Here is a 20,587-nt window from a genome sequence, read left to right as displayed (position 1 = left end):
CATGGACATGCCCACCAAACCCATCGACCTCGCCGCGCTGCGCGTGAACGGCCCGCGCCTCTGGGCCTCGCTGATGGAGCTCGCGCAGATCGGCGCCACCGACAAGGGCGGCGTCTGCCGCCTGACCCTCACCGACCTCGACAAGCAGGGCCGCGACCTCGTCACGCGCTGGGCGCGCGAGGCGGGCATGACGGTCACCATCGACCAGATCGGCAATGGCTTCATGCGCCGACCAGGCCGCAACAACAGCCTGCCGCCCATCATGACAGGCAGCCACATCGACACCCAGCCCACAGGCGGCAAGTTCGATGGCAACTACGGCGTGCTGGCCGGCATCGAGGTCGTGCGCACGCTCAACGACCACGGCATCGAGACCGAGGCGCCCATCGAGGTGGCCTTCTGGACCAACGAAGAGGGCTCGCGCTTCGTGCCCGTCATGATGGGCTCGGGCGTGTTCGCCAAGGCCTTCACGCTGGAGCATGCCTACGCGGCGACCGACACCGAAGGCAAGACGGTCAAGGGCGAGTTGGAGCGCATCGGCTACATCGGCGAGCAGGAGCCCGGCGACCACCCCATCGGCGCCTACTTCGAGACCCACATCGAGCAGGGCCCGGTGCTGGAGGATCACGACAAGACCATCGGCGTCGTGACCGGCGTGCTGGGCATCCGCTGGTACGACTGCGTCGTCACCGGCATGGAGGCACACGCCGGCCCCACGCCGATGGCGCTGCGCCGTGACGCGCTGCAGGTGGCGACGAAGCTGATGCAGGAGGTCGTCGCCTGCGCCCACCGCCACCCACCGCATGGCCGCGGCACGGTCGGCATGGTGCAGGTGCACCCCAACAGCCGCAACGTCATCCCGGGCCGCGTGAAGTTCAGCATCGACCTGCGCAACGCGACCGACGCTTTGTGCGACGCGATGGACGCGGACATCCGCGCCGTGGCCGCCAAGCTCGCGGCCGAGTCAGGGCTCAGCATCGAGATCACACCGGTCAGCCATTACCCCGCGCAGCCCTTCCACCCCGACTGCATCGCCGCCGTGCAACAGGCTGCCGACGCGCTGGGCTACAGCAACATGCCCGCGGTTTCAGGTGCCGGTCACGACGCCGTCTACATGGCCCGCCTGGCCCCGGCCGGCATGATCTTCATCCCCTGCAAGGACGGCATCAGCCACAACGAGATCGAGGACGCCAAGCCCGAGCACATCGAGGCGGGGTGCAACGTGCTGCTGCAGGCGATGCTAAGTTCGGCGCGAAGAAACTCATAGGCTGCTGGGACGCAACACGCCGGACAAAACAAAGCACGTCAGGCACTGGGCGACGTGCGACTCACTACATGTGCGACGACTCGCTAGGCGTTGGCTGATCAAACAGCAGCGTGCTTCCATCCATTCTTAGCGCGAACAGCTCGCGGCCTAGGTTGCCGGATTCATCCTTCCATTCAATCTCTCCTTGCCAGTGGCCATTCGTGAGATTGACAACTACAAGCCGCTCCCCGCCACGCCGAATTAGCTCATGGCTCACCACCGTTACCTTGCCATTGGGTGCGGTCAACAACACGGTGGTGTCAACTGACGCTCCACCTTCATTCCGGAAAACGAGCGGCACGTTGAAATAACCGTTCGCTCCTGCGTACCCGTTGTGAGACAACTGGAATCGAGGCCGCAATGCATCGGTGTGGCGCTGGCGCTCTTCCTGAAGCGCATGCGCCTCTTGCTCCAGTTGCCGTCGACTGACCTCAACCAGTTGGCTTTGCTGCTCGACGGAGTTTCTTAACTCCTCAGCCTGCAATCTCAATGCTTCGGTGCTCTGACGTAGCTCTTCGCCTTGCTGCAAATACCCTAGGACTAGCCACAGGAATGCGAGTGGCGCAAAAAAACCAGCGAAAAAAACGCCACGTTCGTTGAGCTTGTCAGGCAAGCCCACGCTGTACCACTGCCACGTCATCAGGCCAAGCCAAGCAATGGTGGCAATCAAACCAAATCGGAACCTGTTGTCCTTCATCTCAAGTCCTCCCATAACGACTTGAATTCTTGCCCAGCAGAGTCCACACGGATCACAAACTGTCCTAGGTCAGAGCCGGACAGATCGGTCAGCGCTTGTACTCCGCCAGCAGCCTCGCCGCCGTGCTCGCGGGCACCGCATAGCTGATGCCCGTCGGCGCGCTCAGCGCCGCCTCCTTGGTGCCCTTGATGGCGCCGCCCTGCAGCACACCCACCACCTCGCCGGTCTCGATGTCCAGCACCGGGCCACCGCTGTTGCCGGGGTAGGCGACGGCGTCGAGCTGCATCACCTTGAAAGCGCCGTCGCGCAGCTGGCGCACGGCGCGCGGGTTGAGGCCCGCCGGGCCGCCCGCAGGCGTCGCGATGGCCGTCCAGGCCGACACGATGCCGCGGTGCGTGGCCAGCACCTGGCCCAGCGCATTGCCGATGGGGAAGCCCATCAACGCGATGGACGTGCCTTCCGGCGCATCCTGCTCGGCCAGCTTCAACGCCGGCAGCGCCGGCCCGTCGATGGCCAGCAACGCAAGGTCGTTGCGCAGGTCACGGCCCAGCAGCTTGGCGCTGCGCAGCTGCCATTGGTCGTCGCCCAGCCACACCTGCACCGCAATGCTGCGGTCGATGCGCTCGGGCGTTTCCTCGGGCACCACATGCGCGTTGGTCAGCACATGCAGGCCGTCGCCGACGGCGAAGCCCGCCGCACGAAAGCCAAAGCGCGGCGTGTCCATCAGCCCGTAGCTGCCCACCGCGACAACGGAGCGCTTGACCCGTGCGATCAGCGCCGGCAGGGGCTCGGCGACAGCTGCCGAGCTGCCCGCCAGCAGGCCCGCCGCCATCACCAGCAGGTGGCGCCGGGACGGCTGGCAGGACGATAGGTCGGGCGGGGTGCGAGGCGCGACAGGCATGGTGGAAAGGCCAGAACAACAACAGATGTGCGAGCCTACTGCATGCGTTGCAGCCCGGCGGTTGCCAGCCTGGGGGTGCGCCCACGCAACAACCCACCCCGCGCCTGCGGGGTGCTGTACGCCGGCCTGCGTGCATGGCGGCGCTTACCCTCGCGCCCTTGCCAAATCTCACCTGCTCTAGCCCCATGACGTTCACCAAGAAGGCCGCCGCGCTGAGCGCGCTGCTGCTGATCGCCGGCCACGCCGCCGCAGCGGGCCTGACGGCCACCGTGTCCAACCTGCAAATCCAGGTGTTCGACCTGACACCGGACGACGGCATCGCCGCCAGCTTCACGCTGGTGGGGTCGCAGATCGGCTCGGCCACCACGTACACCGCATCGGGCCTGCTCGACAGCCAGGGCGGCCTGACGGCCCAGGCCTCGCTGAGCGGCACGGGCTTGTCGGCCCTGGCCTCGGTGTCCGGCGTTGCCGGCTCGCCCACCAGCTTCAGCCTGATGGCCAGCCTGAACAGCGCCCTGCCCTCGCCCTACGGCGACGCCGGCGCGCAGGCCCTGGCGGGCTTCAACGTCCTCGTCAGCCCGGGCACGCTGATCCTGATGAGCGCCAACACGCACGTGGCCGTCAACGGCAGCGACATCGTGGACAACACCGACCTGATGAGCCAAGCCAGCCTGCGCTTCCTGCAGCCCGGCGACGGCGTGACCGTGGGCAGCACCGGCACGCGCCAGGCCTTTGCCAGCTTCGGCGCCGGCACCCTGACGCCCAGCTCCTCGGGCCTGCTGTCAGCCAGCTTCGCCAACTACAGCGCCGAGGCCACCCGGCTGCAGGCACGCTTATCCGTGTCCACCGGCCTGGCCACGCCCATCGCCGCCGTGCCCGAGCCCAGCTCGCTGGCCCTGCTGGCCGCCGGTGGCGCGCTGGTGTTCGGCGCCGCTCGCCGCCGCAAGGCCGCCTGAGCAGCCGCGCCTGCGCCATGAAAAAGCCGCCCCTCGGGGCGGCTTTTTGCTGCCTGGCGCCAGCGCGCGAGATCAGCCTTCCAGCTGGCCCAGGTCGCGCACGGCGCCCTTGTCGGCGGACGTCGCCAGCAGCGCGTAGGCCTTGAGCGCCGCGCTCACCTTGCGGGGGCGCGCCTCGGCCGGCTTCCAGCCCTTGGCGTCTTGCTCGGCGCGGCGCTTGGCCAGCTCCTCGTCGCTGACCAGCACGTCGATGGTGCGGTTCGGGATGTCGATGCGGATGCGGTCGCCGTTGCGCACCAGGCCGATCGCGCCGCCGGCTGCCGCCTCGGGCGAGCAGTGGCCGATGGACAAGCCCGAGGTGCCGCCCGAGAAACGGCCGTCGGTCAGCAGCGCGCAGGCTTTGCCCAAGCCTTTGCTCTTGATGTAGCTGGTGGGGTAGAGCATTTCCTGCATGCCCGGGCCGCCCTTGGGGCCTTCGTAGCGCACCACCACGACGTCACCGGCCTTGACCTTGTCGTCCAGGATGTTGGCGACCGCCTCGTCCTGGCTCTCGACGACGTGCGCCGGGCCTTCGAACACCAGCAGGCTGTCGTCCACGCCGGCGGTCTTCACCACGCAGCCGTCCAGCGCGATGTTGCCGCGCAGCACGGCCAGGCCGCCTTCCTTGCTGAAGGCATGCTCGAACGAGCGGATGCAGCCCTCGGCGCGGTCCAAGTCCAGGCTGGGCCAGCGGGTGTTCTGGCTGAAGGCGACTTGCGTCGGGATGCCGGCGGGGCCGGCCCTGTAGAAGGTCTTGACCGCGTCGCTCGGGTTGCGGGCGATGTCCCACTGGTCCAGCGCGTCCTTCAGGGTCTTGGCGTGCACGGTGGGCGCGTCGGTGTGCAGCTTGCCGGCGCGGTCCAGCTCGCCCAGGATGGCCATGATGCCGCCGGCACGGTGCACGTCTTCGATGTGGTACTTGTTGGTGTTGGGCGCCACCTTGCACAGCTGCGGCACGTCGCGCGAGAGGCGGTCGATGTCGCTCATGTCGAAATCGATGCCGGCCTCCTGCGCCGCAGCCAGGATGTGCAGGATGGTGTTGGTGGAGCCGCCCATGGCGATGTCCAGCGTCATCGCGTTCTCGAAGGCCTTCTTGCCGATGGCGCGCGGCAGCACGCTCGCGTCGTCCTGCTCGTAGAAGCGCTTGCACAGCTCCACGGCGGTGCGGCCGGCCTGCTTGAACAGTTCTTCGCGGTCGGCGTGCGTGGCCACCACCGTGCCGTTGCCGGGCAGCGAGAGGCCCAGCGCCTCGGTCAGGCAGTTCATGGAGTTGGCCGTGAACATGCCCGAGCAGCTGCCGCAGGTGGGGCAGGCCGAGCGCTCGACCTCGGCCAGGTCGGCGTCGCTGACCTTGCTGTCGGCGGCCATGACCATCGCGTCGATGAGGTCCAGCTTCTTGATCTCGATGGTGGCGGTGCCGGGCACGGCCAGGCGCACCTTGCCGGCTTCCATCGGGCCGCCGGAGACGAACACCACGGGGATGTTCAGCCGCATCGCGGCCATCAGCATGCCGGGGGTGATCTTGTCGCAGTTGGAGATGCACACCAGCGCGTCGGCGCAGTGGGCGTTGACCATGTACTCGACCGAGTCGGCAATGATGTCGCGGCTGGGCAGCGAATACAGCATGCCGTCGTGGCCCATCGCGATGCCGTCGTCCACGGCGATGGTGTTGAACTCCTTGGCCACGCCGCCCACGCGCTCGATCTCACGCGCCACCAGCTGGCCCAGGTCCTTCAGGTGCACGTGGCCGGGCACGAACTGGGTGAAGGAGTTGGCGATGGCGATGATGGGCTTCGCGAAGTCGTCGTCCTTCATGCCGGTGGCGCGCCACAGCGAGCGGGCGCCCGCCATGTTGCGGCCGGCGGTGGAGGTCTTGGAGCGGTAAGGCGTGGGCATGGCAGCAGTCGGTGCGGATGCAAGGGAGCTGCGATTGTCCGGCGGCGCCGGCGCCAGGGTTATTCCAAAAGCGCCCCGAAAGCTCGGTTGCCCCTTACCGAATGCTCCGCGCCGGCGACGCGCCAGGCCTGCACCACCGCCCAGCTCAGCTCGGGCAGCAGGAACAGCAGCAGCACCGGCTCGCCCGTCTGCGCCCAGGTCCAGGCCATCCACAGGCTGAACAGCGCCCGCGCTGCGGCGTCATGCCGGCCGAGTTGACGCGTCGGCTGACGCAGCCGCAGCACGCTCCACACCATCACCACGCTGCCCATCAGCAGTGCGAACAGCAGCTGCATCGGCGCGAAGGCCGGCAAGGGCTGGCCGCCCAGCGCCTGGTTGACGGCGCTCAGCTGCCCGAAGGCGATGGCAAACGTCCACGGCGTGGCGAAGGGCGCGGTGACGACCAGGTCGTACACGGCGCTGGCCTGCACGACACGGCGAAACTGGGCGGGGCTGAAGGCGGGCATGGGCGCAGAGTGAAGTGACGAAGGCGCGCAGCGTCACCCCTGGACTACGCTCCAGGGTCAAGGCTTTTTTGACACCCCATGCAGATCGGCACCCTAAGCGAGCGCACCGGCCTCTCCCGCGACAGCCTGCGCTTCTACGAGAAGCGCGGCCTGCTGCAGGCGCGCCGCAGCGCCAACGGCTACCGCGACTACCCCGAGGACGCCGTGCAATGGCTGGGCTATGTGCGCACCGCGCAGCAGCTGGGCTTCACGCTGGCCGAGATTGCGGCCGACCTGCCACAGCTGGTCCAAGGCGAGGACGCCGGCCCGGCGCTGCGGGCCACGCTGACGCGCAAGCTGGCCGACATCGACGCCCGCATCAGCGCGCTGCAAGGCCTGCGCACCACGCTGGCCACGCGGCTGGCCGAGACGCCCGAAGCCGGCGCCAGTTGCCCGCTGCGGCCGCAGGCCTGAGCGCGTTCAGGCCACGGCGCTGCGCACCGCCTCGCGCACCAGGCCGTCGAGCCGGCCGGTGATGCTGGTCAGTTCGCCCGACACCACGGCGAACTCGCGCCCGGCCGTGCCGGCCCGCGCCGCCACCACCTGCGCGTTGAAGGACACGATGCGCGCATGCTTGGCGATCTGCTCGATGTCGCCCATCACCGTGGTGAGCTGCTTCTTGGCCTGCGCAGCCTGCTGGCGGGCCAGGTCTTCATAGACCTGCGTGAGCCGGTTCAGCGTGGCCAGCAACGGGGTGGCGGCCTCCACCAAGGCCTCCAGCTGCGCCGGCGCGTTGAAGGCCTGCGCGGCAATCGCGTCCAGCGTGCGGCGCGCCTGGTCGATGAACGCGAGGATGCGCTCGTTGGCCTTGTCGGCGCCGAAGTAGGCCTCGGTCAGCGCCTCACCCAACGCCTGCGGAGCCAGCTCGCCCGTAAGCAGGGCGCCATGCGCGTCGCCAAAGGTCGCCAGCGCCTCCCGCGCCGTGAGCAGCGCGCCTTCGCGCCCCTGCGCGGCCAGCACGGCATACAGCACGACGCGCTGCGACGTGAAGCGGCGGCGCCCCGACAGGTTGATGGTCTTGCCGAACAACTCGCCGGCCGTCTGTGCACGCACAGCGGGCGTGGCTCGCTTTGGTGCATCGCCGGGGGCACGCGACTGGTGCAGCATGATGGGTCTCCGTGATCTGGTTCACGACGGACATCCGGGCCGCCAGGCCCGCCGTCGCCTCATCACGAGGGTTAGCACGGGGCATGCCAATCACGGCAGGCGCCGCCGCGTGGCGCGTTAGGCCAATGCTGCCAGGCGCTTCACGGCCTCGGCCAGCGTCTCGTCCCGCTTCGCGAAGCAAAAGCGCACATGCCGGCGCTCCTGCGGCTGCTGATAGAAGACCGACAGCGGGATGGCGGCGACGCCGATCTCGGTGGTCAGCCAGCGGGCGAAGTCCAGCTCGTTCAGGTCGGACACGGCGCTGTAGTCCACCGTCTGGAAGTACGTGCCCTCGCAGGGCAGCAGCTTCAGCGGCGTGGCCGCCAACGCGGCGCGGAAGGCGTCGCGCTTGGCCTGGTAGAAGCCGCTCAGGCCCTGCCACGGCGCGGGGTCGGCCAGGTAGGAGGCCAGCGCGTGCTGCGTCGGCGTGTGCACGGTGAACACGGTGTACTGGTGCAGGCGCCGGAACGCGGCACTCAGCGCCGGTGGCGCAGCGACGAAGCCGACCTTCCAGCCCGTCACGTGGAAGGTCTTGCCGAAGCTGCTGACGAGGAAGCTGCGCTCGCGCAGCGCCGGGTGGCGCGCCACGCTTTCGTGCGGCGCGCCGTCGTAGACCATGTGCTCGTAGACCTCGTCGCTGATGACGAAGAGGTCATGGGCTTCAGCGATGCGTTCCAGTTCCTGCAGGTCCGCGCGGGTGGCCACGCGGCCGCTGGGGTTGTGCGGCGTGTTGATGACGAGGGCGCGCGTGCGCGGCGTGACGGCGGCGCGCACGGCGGCCCAGTCGATGCGGTAATCCGCCGTCATCGGCACGCCCACCGGCACGGCGCCGGCCAGGCGGATGGCGGGGTCGTAGCTGTCGTAGGCGGGCTCGATGATGAGGACTTCGTCGCCCGCGCCGACGCAGGCGTGCAGCGCCGTGATGAGGCCCTGCGTGCCGCCAGCGGTGATGGTGATGTCGCTGCCGGCGTCGTAGGCGGCGCCGTACAGCGTGTTGAGCTTGGCCGCCACGGCCTCGCGCAGCGCCGGCACACCGGTCATCGGCGGGTACTGGTTGTGGCCGGCGGCCATCGCGTCGGTGACGGCCTGCAGCAGCCCTGGGTCGGCGCCGAAGTCCGGGAAGCCCTGGCCGAGGTTGACGGCGCCATGCTCGGCCGCCAGCGCCGACATGACGGTGAAGATGGTGGTGCCGGTGTTGGGCAGCTTTTGTGGCAGGGCAGGCATGGGCGGCGGGGCGGTTGCGTTGGCCACGCATTGTGGCGAGGCCTGCGGCCGCCCCGCGCCGGTCATTGCAGCGGCGTCTGCTGAAGCCGGGCGATGCGCTGATCCATCGGCGGGTGGCTGGAGAACAGCGCCAGCCAGCCGCTGGGCCGCGCGCTGATGCCCATGGCCTGCAGCGCCTTGGGCATCTCGCCCGGGTCCAGACCGTGAAGCCGGGCCAGCGCGTTGATCATGGGCTGCTTGTGCCCCATCAGCCGCGCCGCATCGGCATCGGCGCGGAACTCCCGCTGGCGCGAGAACCAGGCCACCACCATCGCCGCCACCACGCCCAGCAGCAGGTCCAGCACCACGGTCGTCACGTAGTAGCCGATGCCGGGGCCTTCCTGGTTGTTGCGCAGCACCAGCTTGTCCACCACGTAGCCAATGACGCGCGACAGGAACACGACGAAGGTGTTCATGACGCCCTGGATGAGCGCCATCGTGACCATGTCGCCGTTGGCGACGTGAGCCACCTCGTGGCCGATGACGGCCTCCACTTCCTCACGCGTCATGGACTGCAGCAGCCCGGTGGACACGGCCACCAGCGCCGAATTCTTGAACGCACCCGTCGCGAAGGCGTTGGGCGGGCCATCGTAGATGCCCACCTCGGGCGCGCGGATGCCCGCTGCCGCCGAGAAGCGTGCGACGGTGGTCACCAGCCAGCGGTGGGTCGGGTCTGGCGAGCCATCGATGATCTGCACCCCGGCGGTCCACTTGGCCATCGGTTTGCTGATCAGCAGCGAGATGAACGCGCCGCCAAAGCCCATCACCACCGCGAAGGCGAGCAGGCCGCCGACGCTCAGGCCGTTGGCCGTGAGGAACTGGTTCAACCCCAGCAGGTGCACGGCCAGGCCCAGCACCAGCATGACGCCCAGGTTGGTGAGCAGGAACAGCATGACGCGTTTCATATGCAAACTCTCTGTGGTGGTGGCGGGGTGTCAGTCGAAGATGTCGCTGAGCCAGGACTTGCGGCGATAGCCGGACTTGTGGCCGTAGTCGGAATCAACGAAATCCGGGCGGCGCTGGCCCTGCGGCATGTGCGGGGGCGCCACGGGCACAGCAGGGGCAGCGGCGGCAGAGCGCTCGATCAGCTTGTCCAGCTCGCCGCGGTCCAGCCAGACGCCGCGGCAGCTGGGGCAGTAGTCGATCTCGACACCTTGGCGCTCGGCCATGACCAGGGTGGCATCGGGGCAGGTGGGGCACTTCATGGACGATCCTCGTGGTGATGACGCAAACAAGGCGGCAGACGCTCGCGCATCAGCGTGCGGGCTCGCGCAGCCGGCGCAGCGGCGTGGCACGGCGCGGCAGGCGGTGCAGCAGGCGTGCCAACAGCCGTTGCGCGCGGGCCAGGGCCTCGTCAAACGCTGCACGCCACTGACTGGCCACCGCCGTGACGATGACGCTGCCGGCCCCGGCCGTGTGCAGCGTCAGCTGGCAGCGCTTGTCCACGCCACCGCGGGGGCCGTTGACATCGGTCAGCTGCACCGTGACCCGCGGGACGCGCGAGGACAGCCGCTGCAGCGCCGCACGCAGCCGCAGGCGTGCCAACTCACGGAGGTCGCCGGCATGAGGCGCACGGCAACTGAACAAGACTTGCATGGCAGGACTCCAGCAGTGGAAGGAGTCCGTAACGTAGGGGCGTCAGCACGCCGCTCACAGCAAGCAATTCGGGAGCGTCACTTCCAAAGCGCGGAAGCCTGACACTCGCCGCCGACGCGTCAGCGCATCGGCGTGTTCAGGCAGCGCAGCTCCGGCGCCTGCCAGCCCCAGACGACGCGGGCCTCGCCCTGGTGCTCCCAGTAGGTCTCGTTGCGGCCCTGGTAGCGGCTGCCGCTGGCGGCGGGCTGCTGCGTCATCAGCGAGCGCTGGTCGCCACGCTCGGCGATGAGGCTGGGCGGCTCGGTGGCGTTGAAGAAGCTGACCGTCACCTCGCTGCGGTCATCGCACTGCCAACGCGCCGTGGCGGACACCGGCACCAACCGGTAGCGCGCCTGCAGTTCCAGCAGCCGGCGGGCCGACGACTCGCGCACGCAGGCCACGCGGGCCGCCGTGTCGGTGGCGGACGCCGCGTCCGGCCCGGCCTTCCAGCAATCGTGGCGCTCACGCCGCCAGCCCTGCTGCTCGGCCGCCAGCACCGGCGGGCGCTCGTTCACGGCGCGCTGCTGCGCAGCGGTGAACGCCTGGGCCACGCGCGCATCCAGCAGCGCCAGCCCGGCGCGTTCGCATACCAGCGCCTCCACGCTGCCGCGCGGCTGGCGGGTGCGGCAGGTGGGCGCGCGGCGGGCCTCGTCCAGCGCCTGCTGCACGCGGGCGCACCAGGCCGGCGTGTCGCGCGCCGGCAGGTCACGCAGGCCCAGTTGGTGTTCAACGGCGCCCTGCCACTCGGCGCTGCCCAGGTCCGGCGCGTGGCCGTCACCGCCGAGGCGGGCCTGCACGTCGCGCTGCCAGCGGGCGTCGCACGACGGCGCTGCGCCGTGCGCAAGCATCGAGAGGCAGATCAGCGTGGCAGCGAGCAGGGTCTTCATCGGCAACTCCCGGCGCGCGGCCGTCGATCAAAGGAATCGTTCCAGCAGGCGCTTGGAGGCCTTGTCCAGCGCCCAGCGATCCGGCACCTGCAGCTGCACGCCGTGCGTGGACGTGATGAGCAGCCGCCCCTCCTCCAGCCGGCGGATGTCTTCCTCGCTCTTCAGCACGAAGTCCACCTCGCCGCGGTCGGTCTGGATGCGCCAGGTGCTGGGCGTGGCGAAGGTGTTCACCGAGATCAGCCGCTGCAGCACGGGGTGGAACTCGCGCGCCGCCAGCTCGGCCTCCAGCACGCGGCGGAACGCGTCAGGCAGTGCGGACAGGCGCGGCACCCAGGCCAGCTCGTGGCCATGCACGCCGATGAGCGACACGCCCTCGTCCGGCGCCGAGATCGGGTGGGCGCGCACGGGCGTCACGCCGGCGTGCGTGGCGCCGTCCAGGTCGGTCAGCACCAGCTTGCCGTGGGCATCCACGGCGAGGTCACGAAAAGGCAGATCGCTCATGCGTTCACCGTGTGTGCATTGGGGTTGGGGGCGACGTCGTGCTCTTCCAGGTCTTCCTGGTCTACACGCCGGGCCTGGGCCTCCCACAGGCGCCAGTAGTGGCCCTGCTTGGCGATCAGCTCGTCATGCGGGCCCAGCTCGACGATCTCGCCGCGGTCCATGACGACCAGGCGGTCGGCCTTGCGCAGCGTGGACAGCCGGTGGGCGATGGCGATGGTGGTGCGCCCCTTCACGAGGTTGTCCAGCGCGCGCTGGATTTCCTTCTCGGTCTCGGTGTCCACGGCGCTGGTGGCTTCGTCGAGGATGAGGATGGCCGGGTCGATCAGCAGCGCGCGGGCGATGGAGATGCGCTGGCGCTCGCCGCCCGACAGGCCCTGGCCGCGCTCGCCGACGAGGCTGTCGTAGCCGTGAGGCAGGCGCAGGATGAACTCGTGCGCGTGGGCGGCGCGGGCGGCCGCGACGATCTCGTCACGTGTGGCGCCCGGCTTGCCGTAGGCGATGTTCTCGGCAATGGTGCCGAAGAACAGGAAGGGCTCCTGCAGCACGAGGCCGATGTGGCTGCGGTAGTCGGCCACCTTGACGCGGCGCAGGTCCACGCCGTCCACCTTGATGGCGCCCTCGGTCACGTCGTAGAAGCGGCAGATCAGGTTCACCAGCGTGCTCTTGCCCGAACCACTGTGGCCCACCAGGCCTACCATCTCGCCAGGGCGGATGTCCAGGTTCAGCGTGCGGATGACCGAGCGCGAGCCGTAGCGGAAGTTGACGCCCTGCATCGAGATGGCGCCCGTGACGTTCTCGAACGGCAGCGGATTGACCGGGTCGGGCACGTTGGACACGTGGTCCAGGATGTCGAAGATGCGCTTGGCGCCGGCCGCGGCCTTCTGCGTGACGGAGACGATGCGGCTCATCGAGTCCAGCCGCGAGTAGAAGCGGCCGATGTAGGCCAGGAAGGCTGTCAGCACGCCGACCGTGATGCTCTGGTGCGCGATCAACCAGATGCCGATACCCCAGACGACGAGCAGACCCATCTCGGTCAGCAGCGCGACGGTGGGCGTGAACAGGCTCCAGGTCTTGTTCAGCCGGTCGTTCACCTGCAGATTGGCGGCGTTGGCGGCCTTGAAGCGCCGCGCCTCGCGCGCCTCCTGCGCGAAGGCCTTGACGACGCGGATGCCGGGAATGGTGTCGGCCAGGATGTTGGTGACCTCGCCCCATACGCGGTCGATCTTCTCGAAGCCGGTGCGCAGCCGGTCGCGCACGAGGTGGATGAGCCACGCGATGAAGGGCAGCGGCACCAGCGTCGCCAGCGCCAGCCCCGGGTGGATGCTGAACAGGATGACCGCCGTCATGCCCAGCATCAGCACGTCGGTGATGAAGTCCAGCGCATGCAGGCTGAGGAACACACTGATGCGGTCGGTCTCCGAGCCGATACGCGCCATCAGGTCGCCGGTGCGCTTGTTGCCGAAGTACTCCAGCGACAGGCCCAGCAGGTGCTCGAAGGTGGCGGTGCGCAGGTCTGCCGCGATGCGCTCGGACACCAGCGCCAGCAGGTAGGTCTTGGCCCAGCCCAGCATCCAGGACAGCAACGCCGCGCCGGCCAAGCCGCTCAGCAGCAGCGCCACCAGCCCGGTGTCGATGGCCTGGCCGTTCTGGAAGGGGATGAGCACCCGGTCCATCAGCGGCATGGTGAGGTAGGGCGCCACCAGCGTCGCGCCCGTGGCGCCCAGCATCAGCGCAAAGCCGAGCAAGAGCTGGCCCTGGTAGGGCTTGGCAAAGCGCCACAGCCGCAGCAGCACCCAGGTGCTGGGCGGCGCGCTGGACTCGCCGAAATCGAAGTCCTCGCCCTCCTCCTCGGGCTCGGGCAGCGGCTGGCCGGCCAGGCGCTGCACCTCGCGCTCAAAGGCGTCCACCAGGCGCACGGCCGCGGGGTTGCCCGCCAGCGTGAACCGCCAGCGCGCCAGGCGGCCGGACGCATCAGACAGTTCGAGGAAGGCCAAGCCACCGTGGTCGCTGAGCTTGAGCGCCTGGCCCGGCGCCAGCGCGTGTTCGCTCCAGGTGCCGGTGGCGGGTTCGAAGGCGCGCAGGTGTGAACTCGTCAACGCCAGCAGGCCCTGGGCGAAACGCCCCTGCGCGTCCAGGTCAACCTCCACGGTCGCCAGCACGTTCTCGCCAGCCAGGAGCCGCCCCTGCAGCGCGGCCGATTGCGGATGAGGTGCTGTCACTGGAAGTAGGTCTTGCATGCAGTTGTTGGCTCGGAAGGGCTGACGCGATTCTCCCCGATGACTTCGGCGCACAATTCCGGGCGCCCGCCGCGCCCAAACCACCCCCATGAGCAAAAAAGAAGACATCCGCCTGCTGCGCATCAACTACCTGCGCGGTCCCAACATGTGGACCTACCGGCCTGTGCTGGAGGTCTGGCTGGACCTGGGCGAGTTGGAGGACTTCCCCTCCAACCTGCTGCCCGGCTTCAACGACCGCCTGACCGCCGCCCTGCCCGCCCTCATCGAACACCACTGCGGCGTCGGCGAGCGCGGTGGCTTCATCGAGCGCCTGCGTGACGGCACCTGGATGGGCCATGTGCTGGAGCACATCGTCATCGAGCTGCTGAACCTGGCCGGCATGCCCACCGGCTTCGGCCAGACGCGCAGCACCAGCCAGCGCGGCGTCTACCGCATGGTGTTCCGCGCCCGCGACGAGCAGGTGGCCCGCGCGGCGCTGGCCGAGGGCCACGCCCTCATCATGGCCATGATCAACGACCAGCCCTTCGACGTGCCCGCCGCCGTCGCCCGGCTGCGCGACAAGCTGGACGACTGCTACCTGGGCCCCTCCACGGCCGCCATCGTCGCGGCCGCGACCGACCGCCGCATCCCGCACATCCGCCTGAACGACGGCAACCTCGTGCAGCTGGGCCACGGCGCGCGCCAGCGCCGCATCTGGACGGCCGAGACCGACATGACCAGCGCCATCGCCGAAGGCATTGCTGGCGACAAGGACCTGACCAAGACGCTGCTCAAGGCCGTGGGTGTCCCGGTGCCCGAGGGTGAAGAGGTCAAGACCGCCGCCGCCGCCTGGCGCGCCGCGCAGGACATCGGCCTGCCCGTCGTCATCAAGCCCAGCGACGGCAACCATGGCCGCGGCGTCACGCTGGACATCACGAACGAAGCCGACTGCGAGGCCGCCTTCAAGCTGGCGGACGAGGAAGGCTCGTCGGTGCTGGTGGAAAGCTACATCCGCGGCAACGAGCACCGCGTGCTGGTGGTTGGCGGCCAGGTCGTGGCGGCCGCGCGCGGCGAGGCCGCGTGGATCCACGGCGACGGCACGCACACCGTGGCCCAGCTGATCGACCTGCAGATCAACACCGACCCGCGCCGCGGCGTCACCGAGGAGTTCCCGCTCAACAAGATCGTGCTGGGCGACGACCCCGTCGTGCTGCTGGACCTGCAGCGCCAGGGCGTCACGCCCGAGTCCGTGCCGGCGGCCGGCAAGGCGGTGCTGATCCAGCGCAACGGCAATGTCGCCATCGACTGCACGGCCGAGGTCCACCCCGAGGTGGCGCATGCCGTGTCGCTGGCCGCGCGCACCGTGGGGCTGGACATCGCCGGCGTGGACCTTGTCACCGAGGACATCGCCAAGCCGCTGAGCGAGACCGGCGGCGCCATCGTCGAGGTGAACGCCGGCCCCGGCCTGCTGATGCATTTGAAGCCTGCCGGCGGCGCGCCGCAGCCCGTGGGCCAGGCCATCATCGACCACCTGTTTGCCGAGGACGAGACCGGCCGCATTCCCATCGTCGGCGTGGCCGGCTCGCGCGGCGGGCGCCAGATCGCCCGCCTCGTCGCCTGGCTGCTGCACTTGAACGGCCGCCATGTGGGACTGGCCTGCCGTGACGGCCTGTTCCTGGGCACGCGCTGTGTCGAGAAGAAGGACAGCGCCCGCTGGGACGCCGCCCACCGCCTGCTGATGAACCGCGGCGTGAACGCGGTCGTCGTCGAGAACGATGCCGCCAGCATCCTGCGCGACGGCCTGGCCTATGACCGCGCCAGCGTCGGCGTCGTCACCGACCTGGACGGCATCGCCGGCCTGGCCGAGTTCGACGTGCAGGACGTGGACCAGCTCTACAAGGTGCTGCGCACCCAGGTCGACGTGGTGCTCAGCGACGGCGCCAGCGTGCTGCATGCGGCCCACCCGCGCCTGGTGGATATGGCTGAGCTCAGCGATGGCGAGGTCGTCTTCTACGCCGAGGACGGCAGCCTGGACGCGCTGCAGCGCCACCGCGACCGCGGCGGCCGTGCCGTCTTCCTGCGCGGCGGTGCGGCGGTGCTGGCCCACGGCCCGGCCGAGACGCCCGGCGCCAACATCGACGCGCTGCTGCGCCGCTTCGGCGCCCCCGCCCCCGACGCCGCCACGCTGCTGGCCGCCGTGGCCGCGGCCTGGGCGCTGGGCATTTCACCCGAGCTGATCGCTGCCGGCCTGGACACCTTCGTGCCCGAGCTCCACCTCGCCTGACGTCAACAGACCCCACAACACCATGGACGTTTCCCGCACCCGCGCGCTGCGCGGCCCCAACATGTGGAGCCGCCACACGGCCATCGAGGCCGTCGTGCATTGCAATGACGCCGAGCGCTCGCTGGAGCGCCTGCCCGGCTTCGAGGCCCGCCTGCGCCAGCGCTTCCCCACCATCGGCGCGCTGCGCGGCGACGCCTCGCTGGCCCAGGTGCTGGAGCAGGCCACGCTGGCGCTGCAAGCCCAGGCCGGCTGCCCGGTCACCTTCAGCCAGACCCATGTCACGCCAGAGGCCGGCACCTACCAGATCGTCATCGAGTACAGCGAAGAGGATGTCGGTCGCCTCGCCTTCGAGCATGCGGTGCAGCTGGTCAACGCCGCGCTGGACGACAGCCCGTTCGATGCCGACACCGTGCTGGCCGCCCTGCGCGAACTGGACGAGGACATCCGCCTCGGCCCGTCCACCGGCTCCATCGTCAACGCGGCCATCGCCCGCGGCATCCCGTTCCGGCGCCTGACGCAGGGCAGCCTGGTGCAGTTCGGCTGGGGCGCCAAGCAGCGCCGCATCTGGGCCGCCGAGGTCGATGCGACCAGCGCCGTCAGCGAATCCATCGCGCAGGACAAGGACCTCTGCAAGCGCCTGCTGCAGGCAGCCGGGGTGCCGGTGCCCATCGGCCGCCCGGTGGACTCGCCGGATGACGGCTGGGCCGTGGCCCAGGAGATCGGCCTGCCGGTCGTCGTGAAGCCGCAGGACGGCAACCAGGGCAAGGGCGTGACGGTCAACGTCGTCGACCGCGCCCACTTCGACATCGCCTACAAGGCCGCCGACGAGATCGGCCAGGTCATGGTCGAGAAGTTCCTGCCGGGCGGCGACTACCGGCTGCTGGTGATCGGCGACAAGCTCATCGCCGCCGCCCGCCGCGACCCGCCGCATGTCATCGGCGACGGCCAACTGACCGTCAAGCAGTTGGTCGACAAGGTCAACAGCGACCCCCGCCGAGGTGACGGCCACGCCACCTCGCTGACCAAGATCCGCTTCGACGACATCGCCGTCGCGCGCCTCACGCAGCAAGGCCTGACGCCCGAGTCCGTGCCCGAGAAGGGCCAGCGCGTCATCCTGCGCAACAACGCCAACCTGTCCACCGGCGGCACCGCCACCGACGTGACGGACGACGTGCACCCCGAAGTGGCCGCCCGCGCCATCGCGGCCGCGCAGGTCGTGGGCCTGCATGTGTGCGGCGTGGACGTGGTGGCCGAGAGCGTGCTGCGCCCGCTGGAGGAGATCAACGGCGGCATCGTCGAGGTCAACGCCGCGCCGGGCCTGCGCATGCACCTGAGCCCCAGCTTCGGCAAGGGCCGAAACGTCGGCGAGGCCATCATCGGCCACCTGTTCGGCACGGGCAACAAGGCCGAGGACGGCCGCATCCCGGTCGTGGCCGTCACGGGCACCAATGGCAAGACCACCGTGACGCGCCTGATCGCGCACATGTTCGCCAGCTGCGGGCTGAAGGTCGGCATGACCAACACCGACGGCGTCTACGTGGACGGCCGCCAGATCGACAGCGGCGACTGCTCCGGCCCCAAGAGCGCCCGCAACGTGCTGATGCACCCGGACGTGGAAGCTGCCGTGCTGGAAACCGCGCGCGGCGGCATCCTGCGCGAAGGCCTGGGCTTTGACCGCTGCCAGGTGGCCGTCGTCACCAACGTCGGCGCGGGCGACCACCTGGGCATGAACTTCCTGCACACCGCGGAAGACCTGGTGCTGGTCAAGCGCGTCATCGTGCAGAACGTGGCGCCGAGCGGCTACGCGGTGCTGAACGCCACCGACCCGCTGACCGCGCAGATGGCCGCCATCTGCCCCGGCCAGGTCATCTACTTCGCGGCCGATCGCCACCACCCGGTGATGGCCACGCACCGTGCCCAGGGCAAGCGCTGCGTCTACGTGGACGGCGACCAGCTCGTCGCCGCGCAGGGCGTGTGGCGCGAGAGCATCCCGCTGCGCGACATCCCGCTGACGCGCGGCGGCGTCATCGGCTTCCAGGTCGAGAACGCGATGGCCGCCGTCGCCGCGGCCTGGGGCGTGGGGCTGGACTGGGACACCATCCGCCGCGGCGTGGGCAGCTTCGCGAATGACGCCGACAACGCGCCCGGCCGCTTCAACGTGATGGACTACCGCGGCGCCACCGTCATCGCCGACTACGGCCACAACGGCGACGCGATGAAGGCACTGGTCGGCGCCGTCGCCGCGATGCCGGCGAAGAAGCGCGTCGTTGTCATCAGCGGCGCAGGCGACCGGCGCGACGAGGACATCCGCGTGCAGACCGAGATCCTCGGCGCCGCGTTCGACGACGTCGTGCTGTACGAAGACGCCTGCCAGCGCGGCCGCGAGGCCGGCGAGGTGGTGGCGCTGTTGCGTGCCGGCCTGCAGGGCGCCACGCGCACCACGCACATCGAGGAGATCGTCGGCGAGTTCCTCGCCATCGACCGGGCGCTGGCCCGCCTGCAGCCGGGCGACCTGTGCCTGGTGCTGGTGGACCAGGTGGAGGAAGCGCTGGCGCACCTGGCCAAGCGCATCGCCGAAGGCTGATGGCCCGCCCGCCGCACCACCGCGACGGCGCGTTCCAGAACAACCACGGCGACTTCGAACCCAAGTCGCTGGCCGACGTGCTGCGCTGGCGCTGGCAGGCGGCCCGCCAGGGCCTGCCCCGGCCGCCGGTGGAGCCCATCCCCACGCAGCCGGCCGACCTGCCCTTCCTGCACGCCAACCGCGGCCTGGCGCAGCAGCCGGCCGTCACCTGGATAGGCCACGCCACCGTGCTGGCCCAGCTGGGCGGGCTGAACCTGCTGACCGACCCCATCTTCTCGACGCGCGCGTCGCCGGTCTCCTTCGCCGGGCCGCGGCGCGCACAGCCGCCGGGCGTGGCGCTGACCGAGCTGCCGCCCATCGACGCGGTGCTGGTGTCGCACAACCACTACGACCACCTGGACCTGCCCTCCTGCCGCGCGCTGGCGGCGCAGCCGGGCGGCGGCCCGCTGTTCGTCGTGCCGCTGGGGCTGGCCGACTGGTTCCGGCGGCGCGGCATCGCGCGCGTCGTGGAGCTGGACTGGTGGCAGCACACGCCGCTGGACGGCGTGGAGATCACGCTGGTGCCGGCTCAGCACTGGTCCGCCCGAGGCCTGAACGACCGGCTCAAGACGCTCTGGGGCGGCTTCGCGGTGTTCGCGCCGGACTGCCAGCTGTTCTTCGCGGGCGATACCGGCTACTCCCGCGACTTTGCCGACATCCGCGCGCGCTTCGCACCCCGGCAACGCGACGGTGGCTTCGACATCGCGCTGCTGCCCATCGGCGCCTACGAACCGCGCTGGTTCATGGCGCCGCAGCATGTCAACGTGGAGGAGGCGCTCAACATCCACGCCGACCTGGGCGCCAAGCGCTCGCTGGGCGTGCACTGGGGCACCTTCGAGCTGACCGACGAATCGCTGGACGAGCCGCCCCGCCAGCTGCGCGCCCAGCGCGCCGCGCGCGGGCTGGACGAGGGCGCGTTCTTCACGCTGCCCATCGGCGCCACGCACCGCCTGCCGCCACGCGGCTGAGCCCTGCCAAGGGCGACTCAGTGCGCGTGGGCCGGCGCGGCTTCGCGCAGCTCCTGGCGCGCCCGGCGCAGCACGTCACGCGAGGAATGCAGCGCCAGCCCCGCCATCGCCACGGCCACCAGCAGGTCCGGCCAGGCCTGACCCGTCAGCGCCACGCCGCCGGCGGCGGCCACCACGGCCACATTGCCCAGCGCGTCGTTGCGGCTGCACAGCCACACGGCGCGCATGTTGGCGTCGCCCTCGCGGAAGGCATAGAGCATCAGCGCCACGCCCACGTTGGCCGCCAGCGCCAGCGCGCCGACGATGCCCATGGTGGCCGCCTCCGGTGCGGCGCCGGCCCAGGCGGACCAGGCCGCGTGCGCCAGCACGCCCAGCCCGAACACCGCCATGGTCACGCCCTTGAGCCAGGCCAGCCGCGCCCGCCACAGCAGGCCAGCCGACAGCACGGCGAGTGACGCGCCGTAGTTGGCGGCATCACCGATGAAGTCCACCGCGTCGGCCCACAGCGACAGCGAGCCCGCGCGCCAGCCCGAGGCCACCTCGATGACGGCCATCGCGGCGTTGATCAGCAGCGCCGCCCACAGCACGCGCCGGTAGCGCGGCGAATCGGCAGCCGGGCTGCTGCTGCAGTGGTCATGGTCGTGGCAGGCGTGGCTCATGGGGATGCGCAAGGGCTGGTGAACGATGCCGCCATTGCAAACCCTGGAGCCACCCCAGAGTCAAG

19 protein-coding genes are annotated in these 20,587 nt (G+C 70.0%); 6 read left to right on the top strand and 13 right to left on the bottom strand.

From position 1 onward, the window contains the following. The first annotated feature begins 1 nt into the window (after position 1). Positions 2-1,267 (top strand): Zn-dependent hydrolase, encoded by a 1,266-nt coding sequence (locus NYO99_RS09185; protein ID WP_268166877.1) that lies wholly within the window; start codon positions 2-4, stop codon positions 1,265-1,267. Positions 1,268-1,331: 64 nt separating this feature from the next. Here the strand turns inward: NYO99_RS09185 and NYO99_RS09180 are convergent, their stop codons facing one another. Next, on the bottom strand, positions 1,332-2,003 hold the full coding sequence (locus NYO99_RS09180) for a hypothetical protein (RefSeq protein WP_268166876.1): 672 nt from the start codon (positions 2,001-2,003) through the stop codon (positions 1,332-1,334). An 88-nt stretch (positions 2,004-2,091) separates the two neighbouring features. Beyond that, positions 2,092-2,904, bottom strand: a complete 813-nt coding sequence (locus tag NYO99_RS09175; protein WP_268166875.1) for a S1C family serine protease — start codon at positions 2,902-2,904, stop codon at positions 2,092-2,094. A gap of 185 nt (positions 2,905-3,089) precedes the next feature. Between NYO99_RS09175 and NYO99_RS09170 the strand changes: the two genes are divergently transcribed. Continuing rightward, positions 3,090-3,860, top strand: coding sequence for a PEP-CTERM sorting domain-containing protein (locus NYO99_RS09170; protein WP_268166874.1), 771 nt, complete (start codon positions 3,090-3,092; stop codon positions 3,858-3,860). A gap of 72 nt (positions 3,861-3,932) precedes the next feature. On the opposite strand, the gene ilvD is transcribed toward NYO99_RS09170, so the two are convergent. Both ilvD and NYO99_RS09160 read right to left on the bottom strand, forming a co-directional pair. Next, positions 3,933-5,795 (bottom strand): dihydroxy-acid dehydratase, encoded by a 1,863-nt coding sequence (gene ilvD, locus NYO99_RS09165; protein ID WP_268166873.1) that lies wholly within the window; start codon positions 5,793-5,795, stop codon positions 3,933-3,935. Between the two features lie 59 nt (positions 5,796-5,854). Next, positions 5,855-6,301, bottom strand: coding sequence for a hypothetical protein (locus NYO99_RS09160; RefSeq protein WP_268166872.1), 447 nt, complete (start codon positions 6,299-6,301; stop codon positions 5,855-5,857). 78 nt (positions 6,302-6,379) lie between these two features. Between NYO99_RS09160 and NYO99_RS09155 the strand changes: the two genes are divergently transcribed. Further along, positions 6,380-6,754, top strand: coding sequence for a MerR family transcriptional regulator (locus NYO99_RS09155; RefSeq protein ID WP_268166871.1), 375 nt, complete (start codon positions 6,380-6,382; stop codon positions 6,752-6,754). A 6-nt stretch (positions 6,755-6,760) separates the two neighbouring features. Here the strand turns inward: NYO99_RS09155 and NYO99_RS09150 are convergent, their stop codons facing one another. The 8 genes from NYO99_RS09150 to NYO99_RS09115 all read right to left on the bottom strand — a co-directional run bounded on the left by NYO99_RS09150 (position 6,761) and on the right by NYO99_RS09115 (position 14,009). Next, on the bottom strand, positions 6,761-7,447 hold the full coding sequence (locus NYO99_RS09150; protein ID WP_268166870.1) for a methyl-accepting chemotaxis protein: 687 nt from the start codon (positions 7,445-7,447) through the stop codon (positions 6,761-6,763). A 117-nt stretch (positions 7,448-7,564) separates the two neighbouring features. Beyond that, positions 7,565-8,776, bottom strand: a complete 1,212-nt coding sequence (locus NYO99_RS09145) for a methionine aminotransferase (RefSeq protein ID WP_422395486.1) — start codon at positions 8,774-8,776, stop codon at positions 7,565-7,567. Then, a complete protein-coding gene (htpX, locus tag NYO99_RS09140) occupies positions 8,773-9,654 on the bottom strand; it encodes a protease HtpX (RefSeq protein ID WP_268166868.1) in 882 nt (293 codons plus the stop codon). Before htpX ends, NYO99_RS09145 begins: the two co-directional genes overlap by 4 nt. Before the next feature lie 30 nt (positions 9,655-9,684). After that, positions 9,685-9,954 (bottom strand): TFIIB-type zinc ribbon-containing protein, encoded by a 270-nt coding sequence (locus NYO99_RS09135; protein WP_268166867.1) that lies wholly within the window; start codon positions 9,952-9,954, stop codon positions 9,685-9,687. Between the two features lie 49 nt (positions 9,955-10,003). Next, a complete protein-coding gene (locus NYO99_RS09130; RefSeq protein ID WP_268166866.1) occupies positions 10,004-10,345 on the bottom strand; it encodes an HPF/RaiA family ribosome-associated protein in 342 nt (113 codons plus the stop codon). Between the two features lie 119 nt (positions 10,346-10,464). Then, entirely contained in the window at positions 10,465-11,271 is an 807-nt protein-coding gene (locus NYO99_RS09125; RefSeq protein ID WP_268166865.1) for an MliC family protein, read from the bottom strand. Between the two features lie 27 nt (positions 11,272-11,298). Further along, positions 11,299-11,772 carry a cyanophycin metabolism-associated DUF1854 family protein gene (locus NYO99_RS09120; protein ID WP_268166863.1) on the bottom strand — a complete coding sequence of 158 codons (474 nt, stop codon included), beginning with the start codon at positions 11,770-11,772 and terminating at the stop codon, positions 11,299-11,301. After that, a complete protein-coding gene (locus NYO99_RS09115) occupies positions 11,769-14,009 on the bottom strand; it encodes a cyanophycin metabolism-associated ABC transporter (RefSeq protein ID WP_268166862.1) in 2,241 nt (746 codons plus the stop codon). The genes NYO99_RS09120 and NYO99_RS09115 overlap by 4 nt, the downstream gene beginning before the upstream one ends. Positions 14,010-14,097: 88 nt before the next feature. On the opposite strand from NYO99_RS09115, the gene NYO99_RS09110 reads away from it, so the two are divergent. The 3 genes from NYO99_RS09110 to NYO99_RS09100 are packed head-to-tail and all read left to right on the top strand — an operon-like array spanning position 14,098 to position 19,863. After that, positions 14,098-16,272 carry a cyanophycin synthetase gene (locus tag NYO99_RS09110; protein ID WP_268166861.1) on the top strand — a complete coding sequence of 725 codons (2,175 nt, stop codon included), beginning with the start codon at positions 14,098-14,100 and terminating at the stop codon, positions 16,270-16,272. Between the two features lie 22 nt (positions 16,273-16,294). Beyond that, entirely contained in the window at positions 16,295-18,856 is a 2,562-nt protein-coding gene (gene cphA, locus NYO99_RS09105) for a cyanophycin synthetase (RefSeq protein ID WP_268166860.1), read from the top strand. After that, positions 18,856-19,863, top strand: coding sequence for an MBL fold metallo-hydrolase (locus NYO99_RS09100; RefSeq protein WP_268166859.1), 1,008 nt, complete (start codon positions 18,856-18,858; stop codon positions 19,861-19,863). The genes cphA and NYO99_RS09100 overlap by 1 nt, the downstream gene beginning before the upstream one ends. A 17-nt stretch (positions 19,864-19,880) precedes the next feature. Here the strand turns inward: NYO99_RS09100 and NYO99_RS09095 are convergent, their stop codons facing one another. Next, positions 19,881-20,522, bottom strand: a complete 642-nt coding sequence (locus NYO99_RS09095) for a cation efflux transmembrane domain-containing protein (protein ID WP_268166858.1) — start codon at positions 20,520-20,522, stop codon at positions 19,881-19,883. Positions 20,523-20,587 lie beyond the last annotated feature (65 nt).

Origin of the sequence: Roseateles hydrophilus (assembly GCF_026712245.1) — a bacterium.
Classification (GTDB): Bacteria; Pseudomonadota; Gammaproteobacteria; order Burkholderiales; family Burkholderiaceae_C; genus Pelomonas; species Pelomonas hydrophilus.
Note: the sequence above shows the minus strand (reverse complement) of the source record. Positions and strands in the feature narration are given on the sequence as shown.